Here is a 13,256-nt window from a genome sequence, read left to right as displayed (position 1 = left end):
CATGAGGATCGTCGTCGCAATTGCAGCAGTGCTTGCCCTTCTTTTCACCGCGTCCTGCGGCGAGAAGGTAACCCGCTATGACGGACCCGAGGTCACGCGGATCGTTGTGAATAAGGGCGCTCGGAAGATGTATCTTCTGCACGGCACAAAAGTCCTGAAACGCTATAACATCGACCTTGGCTTTGCCCCCAACGGGCACAAACAGTTCGAAGGCGACGGCAAGACGCCCGAGGGGCGCTATGTCATCGACCGCCGCAATCCCAACAGCGCCTTCTATCTGTCGATTGGCATTTCCTATCCCAATCGAAAAGACGTGGAATATGCGCGGGCACGCGGAAAGCCGCCCGGTGGCGAGATATTTATCCACGGCGGGCCGCGCCCCAAGGACCCGAATGGCCCGGATTGGACGGCGGGCTGTATCTCGGTCAAGAACCGTGAGATGCGCGAGATTTATACGATGGTGCGGCTGGGAACGGTTATCGACATCAACCCCTAAACGAAAAAGCCCGCCAGATTTGGCGGGCTTTTTTATTTTTGTCGCAAGGGTTTAGGCGCCAACTTCCAGAACCCACCAAATCTTGCCGTTGTCTTCCTGATGCCACGAGAACCCCAGATTGCGTGCGCGCGGATCCATGATGATACGGCGGGTTTCGGGGTTCGCCATCCATGCAGACAAGGTGGCAAGCTCGCTTTCGAACGTCTCTGAGATCGTTTCACCCAGATACAGCCCCGGATAGCCGACGCGATTGGCGCGATCCAGCGGCGACGACCCATCCGAGCCGAAGTGCCATGGGCGGTTCTGCATGGCCATATCCTGCGCATGGGTTTTGGCGGCGGCGTTCAGCTGGCTGTTCAGCTGCAAGGGCACGGCACCCGACGCGCCACGCAGTTCGTTTACGGAATCCAGCATGCGGTACTGAATACGCGACGTTTGCGACGACGAAATCCGGTACACGCGTGTGCCGTCTCCGATATTGCCCGTGGTGGTCGTACAAGCTGTCAGAGCTGTTGCTGCGGCCAAGGCCAACAAAATCGCGCGCATGGGTACTCTCATCAAAATAATCTTGTTCTGGCGCTTCACTATAGACACTATGAAGCGAATTCAAACAACGGCTGCGTGATGTTGCCGATTCACGCCGGTTTGATTTGCGACTGATGCTGTCGCGCAATATAGGATACGTTAACAAAAGTAAGTTCATTGGAGTGGCAATATGAGTGACACCCCCAAAACACAGATTGGCCGTCGTACGTTTTTGACAGGTGTTGCTGCCGCTGCGGGCGGTGTGGCGTCGCCTGCGATTGCACAGTTTGATAACTCAACCGCGGTTGAGCGCGACTTGACCGAAGTGGTGAAGCGCAACATTTCCAGCTTCCGGACGTTGGACTGGCAGCCCTACTTCAGCAACACCAAGAACGGTGTTATTTTGGTCGATATCAGTTCGCGGGTGTTGCATTATTGGTCGGAAGATCAGTCGGTTTACCGCCTGTATCCGACTTCGGTCCCACTCAGTGAAGACCTGACCCGCCGTGGTCGTACCAGCGTGATCCGCAAGGTGGAAGGTCCGTCTTGGGCGCCGACGCCTGCGATGCGCAAGCGGAACCCGGAATGGCCGTCCTTTGTTGGTCCCGGCCCCGACAACCCGCTGGGCACCCATGCGCTGTATCTGGGGTGGAAATACTATCGCATTCACGGGACCCACGACACGCGCAAGATCGGGCGTCAGTCTTCGAATGGCTGCATTGGCCTTTATAACGAACACATCGCCGAGCTTTTTGAACTGACCAAGAACGGCGCGCAGGTTCTGTTGATCTGACCGGACACTACACCGGAAACGAAAAAAGCCCCGCAATTCGCGGGGGGTATAGAGATATCCGGCAGAAAATAATCTGGGGGTCTCAATTTGGAGCTCGCGCAGGAATGTGCGGGCTCTTTTCAATTTTATCTCTCCACCCTGCGAAGATTTGCTTTGAGCCCAGAGCAGCCGATCAACTGGTGGCGTAGTGTGTCTACACAGCGAAAGGCCGCGCTTTCTCAGCACCGATGTATCACGCCGCAGAGTGGAAGGACGGGGCTTCTGACGTCCAGGGATGAATGACCTAAATCAAGTCGAGTTGGTCTGCTTCGTGCTATGGTATTTGGGGCAAGAAGGGAAAAAACGACCATGAAGAAGATCTACGTTACGATGGCAGCAATCATCGCTGCGTCGTCTGCTATGGCCTTCGACCGCGAAGTTACTCAGCATGTTTCCAAGCGCTTGACGCCTGAAGCCTTCGGTCCTGTTGAAGTCAAAATTGAAGATCTGGCGACCAACGGTTGTTGGACGAATATTGAGGAAGTTCGCTCAAATGCCGTAGCATCCTTGGGGCGAGAAGGATTTGAGGTAATTGCCAATTCCAAGGGAAAATTTTTAGTCAAAGTGGAGGCTTCCAGACGAAACGGGGCGTGCTTGGGTAGAATGACGTTTAGATTTAGCAAGACTAGTTCCTATGGCGACATCGAACTGGGTCATCGGTCGGCGAATTGCTTGGAAACTCAAATCTGCAACCCATCAGTAAGTTATGAGCTTTTACTATTCATTGATGCGATAAAGTTCGCTCGACAAGGATATAATGTAACTGAGTAATCTTCAGACCGCATGAAGATTTGCCTCTGAGCGGATGAGTCGCCGCCACTATGAACGAAAGCCATCGACCAAAGGCAACGCAATAGGTATTTCCAGTTCGACCCTACTTTGGCTTCGGCATTGGAATCCGGGCTGACGTCCTACTTTAAATGTCTGAACCGTCCCGCGCCCCGGTTGCTAGGGCATCACCATGGCTCAAAAACCGGACTGAAAGCCTCAGGTGGCCAGGGTGAGCCCGAAAAGTTCATTCATCGAATTCACTTATCGCCACCGTTTCTAGTAGTGGCCTGAGTAATTTGCGGATGGGAAATCCGTTGTGCAATCAGCCAAACAATAAACTCCGAAGTACACAGCCATGTGCTTAAAATCCGCATTGTGGTCGTCGGAGAGAAAAACATGAAGCTCTTGATACTCTGGCACTTCGCTCCCGAGTTGCTCGATAAAAGTTTGGCGAGCCCAAACCAGCCAATAGCCAGTAGGACTTGACGAAACGTTCTCTCCGTACTTGAGAACAGAGAGCGGTTTTCCAATTTTTTCTGCCTCTTGGACTAATTTTTATTGCTTGAACGTCGCGCACTTCTCGCGAGACCTCGGCCGGAAGCCAATCGTATCGGTTTTCGGGGTGGCTATTTACCTCGAAACCGACCCAAACATATAGGTCGCCCTCAGCGGTATCTATCCGGCGCGAAACGTTGACCCATCTTTCGCCCGCTCCACTTTGCTCATACCAGTATCCCCCGGTGGGAAGCGAAATCTCGAAGCGGTCAATTCGGTGCTGTTTTAGCTCGGTCCACTCTTGCGCGCGTGATTGGCCGCACGCCAATAACGTCAAACAAGCAGCAATGAGAAATGCGCGACCCATATAGGGTTTTCAACTTTGCTCTCCGCTGGGCTTTGGGGGCAGTTTGTCAATGGTTCAGATAAGCTACTCCGCCCCTTCGGCTATTATGGGGGTGTTCTGGGGCAACTGTGGGGGTGGTCCTGGCTGAGGTATTTTTCGATCAGGATGTCACCCTGCTAATGGCGGCGCTGTGCGTGGCGGCACCATGGATACAAGCCACTGGGCGCCTGCGTTGCCTGGTGCAGGGGCGTTGCCACGGCTCTAAGACACAAGAGAACATGGGGATACATTATCGCCATGCTCGCTCTCGGGTTTGCCAAATTGCGCATTTGGGTGGCCAGGCACTGCACCCGACTCCGCTCTACTCAATAATCGGCAATATTTTGATTGGCTTGGTATTGCTGCGATTGCTGTTGATCGGGGCTCCTTGGAGCGCGATAGCAGGAAGCTATCTGATACTCAGCAGCTTGGCGCGCTTTGTCGAAGAAGCCTATCGCGGTGAACCGCAAACTCCTGTTTTTGGCACGCTTAATCTCTGTCAGTGGGTATCAGTAGCAATCTTTGCATTGGGTAGTGTGTTGACCATGCTGCAAAGCGCTCCACCGGACATGCAAAACTCCGGATTAACTATGTCATTAGTGTCAGGATCAATTGCGTTGGGATTGCTGGTCACAATTGCGATGGGGGTGGATTGGCCCAAATCCAACCGACGGTTTTCGCGGCTGACCTAGTTATCGGATGCTCTAGGTGTGAGCCAAGCATCGCGTTCTATCAGCCGACCTGAGATGGGAACCGGCCATGAAGCAAGAACAGGGTCTTTCTTGGGCTTGAAGTAGGCATTTCTCGAACGGCTGGTCCAAAAGATAAAGAGCCCGCACATTGCTGCGCGAGCTCCAAATTGAGATCCACAGATTATTTTCTGTCGGATATCTCTATACCCCCCCGCGATTTGCGGGGCTTTTCTTTTGGCGATGTGCCGGGATCAGACGCTTTCGTCGATCCACGACTGCAGGGCCGCTTTCGGTGCAGCGCCAACTTTGTTCGAGATCACTTGACCGTCTTTGAACATGAACAGCGCCGGAATGCCGCGCACGCCCATTTGGGCTGGCGAGTTCGGGTTTTCGTCCACGTTTACCTTCACGATTTTGACCTTGCCTTCATACTCGGTCGACAGCTCTTCCAAAGCCGGGCCGATCTGTTTGCAAGGGCCACACCATTCGGCCCAGAAATCTACAACAACGGGAACATCCGCGTTGCGGACTTCTTCATCAAAGGTGGCATCGGTGACAGCGACGGTTGCCATGTGTGTTCTCCTAAAAATTTGGTTGGACAGAACCTAGGTAGCCTGACCCCCAGCGTCAAGGCGACCAAATGCGTCATCGACAAGATGGTCGTCCAAAGGCATCAGCTCGCGCGATTGTGTCCACAGGATTGCGGTGTGGACGGGGCGGTCGGGGTAGATCGCGCGCAACATCCAGCGATAGGCGCCCAATTGGCGCAACACGCCCTCGGGCGTTTGGGTGGGGCGATCCGGGGTGATGCGATTGGATTTGAAGTCTACCGCCAGCACGTGATCATCGGTGATGATCAGCCGGTCGATAAACCCGTGCAGAATGCGCGACGGATCATCTGGCAGATGCCCGGTGATGGGGGCCTCGGCGATGCTGCGTTCGTCGAAGAGATGCGCCAGCGCCGGGTCCGTCAGCAGGGCCGAGACCTCGTTGGTTAGCGCGTCGATAACGTGTTGTTCAGCCGCATCCGGGCCGCTGGACAGCAGGTGTTGGGCTACGCCCGCCCAGCTCTCGGGGGCAACATTTGGAAGATGTTCCAGAAGCGCGTGAATCTGACGCCCGCGGATCAACGGATCCTGCCCGTCCGCCAGCTCCGCCTCACCCGGAAGCGCCTTCGCGCCGCCCAGATCGGACGGGGACAGTGGCTTGGGCGCGCTCACCGGAGGTGCGGCCTGCGTGGTCAGCCAATCTGGAAGGTGGGGCTGCTCGGCATCCTGCGCGGTGGGGTCGTTCACCCCCGGTTCTGGCCACTCGCTTGTGGCATAGCGCTTGCCCGTACCGGTCGGGAAGGCGCAATCAGCCCCACCCGCGCGTTCCATCGCGGCTTCGGCCACGCGATACCATCCGGTATCGGCTTTCCCAAGGTCCCCGGCGGCGGCAAGGATCAACCACTGCTCGGCGCGGGTCATGGCGACGTACAGAAGCCGCGTGCGCTCTTCGATCTCGGCCTCTTTCAGGCTCTCAGCCACTTCGTCAATCGCCTCGGTCCGGTCGGCTTTTGCCGGGAACCAGAAAGGCTGATCAGGCGACAATTTACCAACCTGCGGCGGGTCCGAGGCGCGCCGTGCGGCCAAATCCGGCAGCAAAACAATCGGCGCCTCAAGCCCTTTCGATCCGTGGATCGTCATAACCCGCACCAGATGACCTTTGCTGTCCACTTGCCGCTTGATCGTGATGTCGCCTGTCTCCAACCACGTGATGAAACCGGTCAGGCTGGGGATCTCAAGCCGCTCATAATTCATCGCCTGATGCAGCAGCGCATCAATGCCATCCTCGGCCTCTTGTCCCAGTCGCGCCAGCAGTTTTTTGCGGCCATCGTGACGGGTCAGGATACGTTCCAGCAGCTCGTAAGGCCGCAAGAAATCCGCACGGTCGCGCAGGTCATGAAGTGTCTCTAACGTTGCGGAATATTGCTCTGGCTGATCTGACAAGGCGCGCCACAGGAAGGTCTTCTTGCCGCGATAATGGGCCAGTCGGAACAGGTCATCCTCGCTCCACCCGAATAAGGGCGAGCGCAACACCGTAGCCAGTGACAGATCATCCTCGGGCGTGGCAAGGAACGATAAAAGGGCAGTTAGATCTTTCACTGCCAGCTCGGCCCCGATGCGTAGCTGGTCCGCCCCAGCAATCGGAATGTCCCGCGCTTTGCAGGCGCGGATCAGCTCGTGAAACAGCTCGCTTCGAGACCGGACCAGCACAAGAATGTCGCCCGGATCAACGGGGCGCGAACCCCCTTTATCGTCGGGCAAGCGTTCCTCGCGGATCATCCGCTGAATTTCATCCGCCAAGTTATCCGCCAGCTGCACGCGATGATCGCGCGGCGACGGTTGGTCAACGGGATCGTTCCAATCGCGGTCTTCCTCGTGCTTTACGGGATCGATCGATGGCCAAAGGTCCACGCGCCCGGGCTTATCGCCAAAAAACGCCCGGTGCTTGAAGCCGCCACCAAGCCCCGAACGGCCCTCCAGCGCCATATCGACGAACCCCAGCACCGCAGGTGAAGATCGGAACGAGTATTCCAGCGGCTGAACCGCCAGCGCCCGCCCAACTTGCTGTAAGCGATCTGCAAAACTGTGCTGCATGCGCTGAAACTCGGCCGGTTCTGCGCCTTGGAACGAATAAATCGATTGCTTCGGGTCGCCCACTACGAAAATCGTGCGCTCCACATCGTCGCGGGCGCCTGATCCGGTGGTGAATTCACGCGCAAGGCTGTCGATCACGCGCCATTGGACGGGGCTGGTGTCCTGTGCCTCGTCCACCAGAATGTGGTCGATGCCGCCATCCAGTTTGAACAGCACCCACGCGGCGACCGACGGATCAGTCAAAAGCGCGCCTGCCTTCAGGATCAGATCGTCAAAATCCAGCCAGCCGCGCGCCAGTTTGGCGGCCTCGTACTCCTGTACGAAAACATGTGCAAAACGATACAGAACCTGTGTCCGTCGCGCGTTGTGCAGGGCCAATCGCTTGTGCCGCGCATCCTCGACCCGCGCCATCAAATCATTCAGCTGATCCATGATCGGTGCGCAGGCTCCGGACTGTAGCGCTTTGGTCGGAACAGACCCTATCTTGGCGGAAAATGGTGCAGACTGCTTCAGGAAGATCTTTTCGAGCCGCTGAAGAAGATCCAGATTAGGTTGGGAAAGATCTGCCCCCTGAAGCGCTTCGGCGCGCTTCTGATCCTGCGCACTGCCGGTCGCAGATCCCGCCCGGAACTTCGCCAGCACATCCAGATCATCCGGCGCAAAACACTCTTGAAGCATGGCGTCCAAGCTGTCGCCCGCGGCAATGCCAAACCAACTACTGATTTGCGCCGCGTCTTTGTCTTCTGCGTACATCATCCGGGCCGAGGTGATGCCCGCCGTCAGCCGCATCAGGTCTTCGCCCGTGAACAATTGCGCCAGATCCTGCACCAAGCTTTTGTGCGGCCCGTCGCTCATCTGTTCCAGAATCGTGGCGCGCAGATCGTTGGCGGCGCGGTCGTCCATCTCGGTAAACTGGGGCGAGACACCGGCTTCGGTCGGAAAACGGCGCAAAAGCGAGGCGCAATAGGCGTGAATCGTCTGGATTTTCAAACCGCCGGGTGTTTCGATCGCGCGGGCGAACAGTTGACGGGCCAGCGACAGGTCGCGTGCGCCCTGAACGCCAAGTTCGGTCAGCGCCTGCGTCAGGCTGGCGTCATCCTTCATCGCCCATTCACCCAAACGCTTGAACAGACGGTTCTGCATCTCGCTTGCGGCGGCCTTGGTATAGGTCAGGCATAGGATGTTTTGCGGAGACACGCCGTCCAGCAGCAAACGCGCAACGCGGTCTGTCAGAACACGGGTTTTTCCCGACCCCGCATTGGCCGACAACCAGGTCGAGACCGTGGGGTCCGCCGCGCGGATCTGGGCGCGGGTTGCGTCGTCAAACTTCATCGCCCGACCTCCGTTATCACAGGGGTATCGCTGTCATCCCATTCGCCGTAGCGCGCCAGATGATCATAGTCGCCAGCGAAGCGCTGCATATGCATGGCGCGACGCGAGGTATAGCCCTGTGCGTCGTCATTATAGGCTCTAATCAGGCCCAAAAGCTCGGATTTGATAGTTGCGATGTCGGCGGGCAGCAGATCGGTCGAGACCTCTTTCTGGGGCGTCAGGCCGATATAGCTGACCAAGGAAACGGGCGCGGTGTCGATGTTTTCGAACCCGCCGACTTCGGCAATCACAGCCTCGAGCAACAGCTGTTTGTCGAAGTGCTTCTGCTGTTTCTCGTTCGGAGGTGCGCCGGTTTTATAGTCGTAGATCAGCAGCGACCCATCGTGATGACGGTCAATCCGGTCCGCCTTGGCGACCAGCTCGAAATCCGGGTCATCAAACCGGGCGCGCCCCCAGGTTTCGTTCGCCAGATTGGACGAGAATGCGCCGCGCGACAGCTCTTGCTGAACGAACCACGGCGCAATCCGGTCAATCCGCGCTTTCCACAGGATGCGCGTCGCAAGGTTGGGCACATGCTCGGCAAGGATGTCATCTGCGATCTGGCGTAAACGACCCTGTTCGTGCGCAGGGTCGGGGTCGTCTGGCAACGATGCCACATAGTTCTCGAACACATCATGCAGCACCGTCCCGCGCATTAAGGCATCCGATCCGCGCAGAAGAGGGTCCAGCGCGCGCAGATGTAGCACCTTGTCCGCGTAGATCGCAAAGGGATCACGGATCAGTTTGGTCACGCCCGTGGCCGACAGCTGACGAGGGCGGGTGGACAGGGGCGGGGACGGAGATGGCCGTTTTTCAGGCGGAATAGTCTCATTCGACTGATCAAACTGGCGCGCGAATATCAGCCATTGCACGCCTTTTGCACGCATATCTTGCAGGGCTTGCGCGCCGTCGTCAGACATCCCGGCCATCAAGTTGCAGATGCGGTTCAGCCAACGGGACGGGATGGTTTCGCTGTCCTCATCCTTGACGGAACGAGTTAGGATCACCTCTTTCGTGGCAATTGCCTGCTGGAAATCGTGGGCCGACAGACCCACGCGACGTTCTGGAAGGGGAAGCCCCACCTGCATCCGCATCTGACGGTTCAGCCACGGATCTGGGCCGGGCAGTTCGGGCCAGATGCCATCGTTCAACCCGGCAAGAATGACACGATCCGCGCCTTGCACCCGCGCTTCGAGCGTACCCCAGAACATCACACCGGGATGGGGTGTGTTTGGATCGCGGACCTCGCCTTTTGACAGGATGGAGCGGAACAGATCGCGATAAGCGAGGGGCGAGAGATTCCCGCCATGTTTCGCATTTTCCGCCAGATTAGAGACGATTTCTTGGCATATTTGCCCCGCTGCGCGGTTCCACAGCTCTCCTGTTCCGTCTCCGGCTGGACCTCGTGCAATTTCGCGAGCCAGATCAAGATGGTGGGCCAGAAGATCTGGAAGGGGCAGTTCGCCTTCAAGCGGCGGGGCAAGGCAGATACTGGCGACCCACTCGGCCCAGATCGCGCGTTCCGGTTCTTCCTCAAACTTCTGCGCCCAGTCCAGAAGTGCCTGACGGTCTGGGATCGAGGCCGCGCCGCGCAGCACCTGAAGCTCCAGATCGCGGGTCCAGCGCAGATGGTCGCCCCGCGCATCTCCGCCCGTGTTGGTCAGTGGATGCTTCAACAACGTCAACAGTCGATCCGCCGCCGGAGCCTCGCACATCATAAGGGTGATCTGACGCAAAAAACGTCCCGGCGCGGACAGGGCCAGCGGGCGGCCTGCGCTATCATCCGGTTCTATGTTCCAGCGATCCAGCGCGGCTGTGACCTGACGGGTCAGATTTCGGTCCGGAGTGATCAAGGCAACGCTGACCCCATCTTCGACCGAGCGGCGGAGCAGCGCAGCGATCGCCTGTGCCTCGTCCCGCGGTTTTTGCGCTTCAATCAGGGTTATCCCCTCGGTGGCCCTGGCGATGTTCTCAAATCGGCGCCCTTCGATCTGCCATTGATCGGTCACTGGGGCCGGTCGCAACGCGAGTGAGATCAGCTTGTTGCGTTCCGGCGCGACGGGGATTTGCCCTGACCAGTCCTGAACAGCATTTCGGGGCAGATCCAGATGCTTCAGAAGTGCGGCAAAGCGGTATTGCGGGTGATCCTCGGCCGACAGGGCGTCTTCCAGCGCGTGCCATGTGTGGTCCGGCAGGTCCGTGTCGAACCCCGGAAGGATCAGCGCGCCCTGTGGAAGCTGCGCGACGGCCCGCATCAAAAGCGCCGTGGTGCCGCGTGATCCAGTTGAGCCGGCGATGATGATCGGGTGGTCGGGGGGTGATCTCTGCCAGCCCTCGATGATCTTGGACACCACCATCCGCTGACGCGTTTCCGCATCCGGGGCGTGTCCGGCGCTGGGATCGAAGAACGGATTGATCAGGGACAAAAAGCGCAGGCTGCGCGCCCAATGTTCGGACATATCTTGGACATCAAGTGTCTCTAACGCGGCAGGATTCACGCCTTCACCGTGCATTTCGTCCATCAGCTTTGCCACGCTTTCGGCCAAGTCAAAAGCCGCGCTTTTTGGGGCGAGGTCCGGCTCTTGATCGAGCAGGGCAAGGATCAGCTGGTGCAGCTCTAGCTGACGGCGCAAGGGGGCGACGGCAGTGGGGATCGAGCTGTCCAACGGCATCTGCGCGAGGTCGGTGATCAACCGCAGGCGCGGGACGAAACCGGGTTGGTCGTCAAACAGGCTCTGCACGCGGTTCAGCATGCGGCGAGAGTTCACGAACAGCTCGACCCGCGCCATGTCGTGTGGGGGACGGCCCTCCATGCGGAGACGCAAGCCGTGGACCAGCGCCTTGGGGAAATCGACCCCGAGCGGGACGCCGAAGACGCGAGCGGTGGATGAGGGCTCAAACATTGGCATCCCCCAACATCTGCTCTGCCAATGTAATGCCGTCAGGATGCCCGACATCACACCATGCGCCTTGGTAAGACAGCCCGAACAGGCGGTCGGTTTGGCGAATGGCGTCCCACGCAACATTCAGCGAGAAGACGTCTTCATTAACCTGCGTTACCGGATGCGTCTTGATGATCTGACATCCGGTATAGACCAGCCCCGGCCCGCGTGTCAGTTGTCCGTCGGGGGTGATCGTAAAGTCTCCTTGCCCCAAGTGACCGATGGCGTTTTCAGGTGGAACCAGCAGCATAAGGGCGTCCATCCGGTCGGGGTCCCAGGCCTGTAGAAGGGCCTGCATTGGATTGGGGCCAGACCAAACCGCATCGGCGTTGAGGGTGAACAGAGATGACGTGTTGTGCAGGGTTAGAGCCTGTTTTAGGCCCCCACCTGTTTCCAGCAGCGTATCTTCGTGTGAGAAAAGGATGTCCCGACCAGCCAAATGCGCGTGGATCTGGTCTGCCAGATAATGCGTGTTCACGATGATCTGCGAGACGCTATGGGCCCCGTCCACAATGTCCATCGCGTGGTCCAAAAGGGGTTTTCCAGCGACGGGGATCATCGGCTTCGGCTGCGCTTGTGTCAGCGCGCCCATGCGGGTGCCGCGCCCGGCGGCAAAGATCATCACTGTGTCGGGCATGACTGTCTGAGCCTTTCAAGATGGGCGGGGCTGGGTTCGGGCAGGATCGCGTTGAGTTGGGCGCGCAGTTTCGCAAGCGGCGGGTGGTGAAGGTCGGCTTGCAGCAGGGTCCAGACGCGCGGGATCAGGTCAACATAGTGCGGTTTGTCCATCTGTTGCGACAGCCGCGCGAAAATGCCGAGGATGCGCAGGTTGCGCTGTACAGCGACGAGGTGGAATTCGTCCTGAAAGGCGGTTTGATCGAGTCCACGCCGTTTTGCAAAGGCCTGCCGCGCCAACCCGGCCAGATCGTCCGATACATCGCGCCGCACATCGCGCAGAAGCGAGACTAGATCGTAGCTGGGCAAAGTGTTCACCGCGTCCTGAAAGTCGAGCAGTCCAACGCATGCGGTGCCATCGCGTTTTGGCAGCCAGTGCAGGTTCTGCGCGTGGAAGTCGCGCAGGGATGTGCGCAGGGTGGTGTCGAAGGGGGTGAGTGCGTCTTCGATGGCACCTAAAGCCTCGTTCATTGCGGTTGTGGATTGGGGCGTATAGTGCAGGAAAGCCAAGTCGCAAGCTTGCGCCATTTCGCTGATGCCATAGGTGACGACCGGCGCGGGCGTGGCGTCCAGAACGGTATGAATTACGTCGATTGCGCCAGAATAGAGACTATTTTCAAGCGATGCGTCGCGGTTGATCAGAGACGCGAAATCGTCATCCCCGAAATCCTCCAACAGCAGAAAACCACTTTGCAGATCCGCCGCATAGATCTTCGGGGCGGACAGGCCAAGTCCCGCAAGGTAACGCGCGATATCGACAAAGGATCGCATCGAGCCGCAGGTCGACGGCGGGGCGTCCATCAGGATCGCGGGGTGTGCGCCTTGCGCGCGGAAATAGCGGCGGGACGAAGCATCCCCGGTCAGGGGCAGAAAGGGCGCATCGGCCCAGCCGGTTGCGGTCAGAAATAGGTGGCGATCCTGCGCGCGGTCATCGCTCATGGCAGCGCCTTTTGAATGCGGGCTTCCCAGCTCTCTGCGGGGCCCGAGATCCGGACGTGTCTGAGATCGGGATCCTCGGAGGCATCACCCGATGAGAACTCCAGCAAAAGCGCGTTCTGCGGCATCAGTTCGCCCAGACGGTCGGGCCATTCGACAAGGCAAATGGCGGTCTCGAACGCGTCGATCAGGCCCAGCTCTTCCACCTCGTCCGGGTGCGTCAGGCGATAAAGGTCGGAATGCCAGATCTCGCTGATTGTGTCGTCATAGGTCTGGACCAGTGTGAAAGTGGGCGAGGGAACGTCCTCGGCCAGCCCTTGCGTCGCAAGGCGGAATTGGATCACCGCGCGGGCAAAATGGGTCTTTCCTGCGCCGATCCCACCAGACAGCAGGATCACGTCGCCCGGCACCAGTTGGCGGGCAAGTGCTTCGGCAAATGCGGTGGTTTGATCCGGGGTGGAAAATGCAAGATCATGATGAAAGGCGTGCGTCAT

The 13,256-nt window shown here is 58.3% G+C and carries 11 protein-coding genes; 4 read left to right on the top strand and 7 right to left on the bottom strand.

Going from position 1 to position 13,256, the window contains the following annotated elements:
* Position 1: 1 nt before the first annotated feature.
* Entirely contained in the window at positions 2-496 is a 495-nt protein-coding gene (locus tag G0Q00_RS13115) for a murein L,D-transpeptidase family protein (RefSeq protein ID WP_163040009.1), read from the top strand.
* A gap of 51 nt (positions 497-547) precedes the next feature.
* Here G0Q00_RS13115 and G0Q00_RS13110 read toward each other — a convergent pair whose 3' ends face one another.
* Positions 548-1,042, bottom strand: a complete 495-nt coding sequence (locus G0Q00_RS13110; RefSeq protein WP_239058438.1) for a CAP domain-containing protein — start codon at positions 1,040-1,042, stop codon at positions 548-550.
* 169 nt (positions 1,043-1,211) lie between these two features.
* On the opposite strand from G0Q00_RS13110, the gene G0Q00_RS13105 reads away from it, so the two are divergent.
* The 3 genes from G0Q00_RS13105 to G0Q00_RS13095 all read left to right on the top strand — a co-directional run bounded on the left by G0Q00_RS13105 (position 1,212) and on the right by G0Q00_RS13095 (position 4,196).
* On the top strand, positions 1,212-1,814 hold the full coding sequence (locus G0Q00_RS13105; RefSeq protein WP_163040005.1) for a L,D-transpeptidase: 603 nt from the start codon (positions 1,212-1,214) through the stop codon (positions 1,812-1,814).
* Between the two features lie 348 nt (positions 1,815-2,162).
* Complete coding sequence (locus tag G0Q00_RS13100; protein ID WP_163040003.1) at positions 2,163-2,624, top strand: hypothetical protein; 462 nt, start codon at positions 2,163-2,165, stop codon at positions 2,622-2,624.
* Between the two features lie 969 nt (positions 2,625-3,593).
* Positions 3,594-4,196, top strand: a complete 603-nt coding sequence (locus G0Q00_RS13095) for a prolipoprotein diacylglyceryl transferase family protein (RefSeq protein WP_163040001.1) — start codon at positions 3,594-3,596, stop codon at positions 4,194-4,196.
* A 251-nt stretch (positions 4,197-4,447) separates the two neighbouring features.
* Here the strand turns inward: G0Q00_RS13095 and trxA are convergent, their stop codons facing one another.
* From trxA to tsaE, 6 genes are read right to left on the bottom strand one after another with little or no spacing between them, the layout of a single operon-like run.
* Positions 4,448-4,768: a thioredoxin gene (gene trxA / locus G0Q00_RS13090; RefSeq protein ID WP_163039999.1), complete on the bottom strand. Its 321-nt coding sequence runs from the start codon at positions 4,766-4,768 to the stop codon at positions 4,448-4,450.
* A gap of 33 nt (positions 4,769-4,801) precedes the next feature.
* Complete coding sequence (addA, locus tag G0Q00_RS13085; RefSeq protein ID WP_163039997.1) at positions 4,802-8,170, bottom strand: double-strand break repair helicase AddA; 3,369 nt, start codon at positions 8,168-8,170, stop codon at positions 4,802-4,804.
* Complete coding sequence (addB, locus tag G0Q00_RS13080) at positions 8,167-11,112, bottom strand: double-strand break repair protein AddB (RefSeq protein WP_163039995.1); 2,946 nt, start codon at positions 11,110-11,112, stop codon at positions 8,167-8,169. Before addB ends, addA begins: the two co-directional genes overlap by 4 nt.
* Entirely contained in the window at positions 11,105-11,788 is a 684-nt protein-coding gene (locus G0Q00_RS13075; RefSeq protein WP_163039993.1) for a nucleotidyltransferase family protein, read from the bottom strand. The genes addB and G0Q00_RS13075 overlap by 8 nt, the downstream gene beginning before the upstream one ends.
* Positions 11,773-12,765, bottom strand: coding sequence for an aminoglycoside phosphotransferase family protein (locus G0Q00_RS13070; RefSeq protein WP_163039991.1), 993 nt, complete (start codon positions 12,763-12,765; stop codon positions 11,773-11,775). The genes G0Q00_RS13075 and G0Q00_RS13070 overlap by 16 nt, the downstream gene beginning before the upstream one ends.
* A complete protein-coding gene (gene tsaE / locus G0Q00_RS13065; protein WP_163039989.1) occupies positions 12,762-13,256 on the bottom strand; it encodes a tRNA (adenosine(37)-N6)-threonylcarbamoyltransferase complex ATPase subunit type 1 TsaE in 495 nt (164 codons plus the stop codon). The genes G0Q00_RS13070 and tsaE overlap by 4 nt, the downstream gene beginning before the upstream one ends.

The organism is Aliiroseovarius sp. PrR006 (assembly GCF_010500215.1).
Taxonomy (GTDB): domain Bacteria; phylum Pseudomonadota; class Alphaproteobacteria; order Rhodobacterales; family Rhodobacteraceae; genus Aliiroseovarius.
Note: the sequence above shows the minus strand (reverse complement) of the source record. Positions and strands in the feature narration are given on the sequence as shown.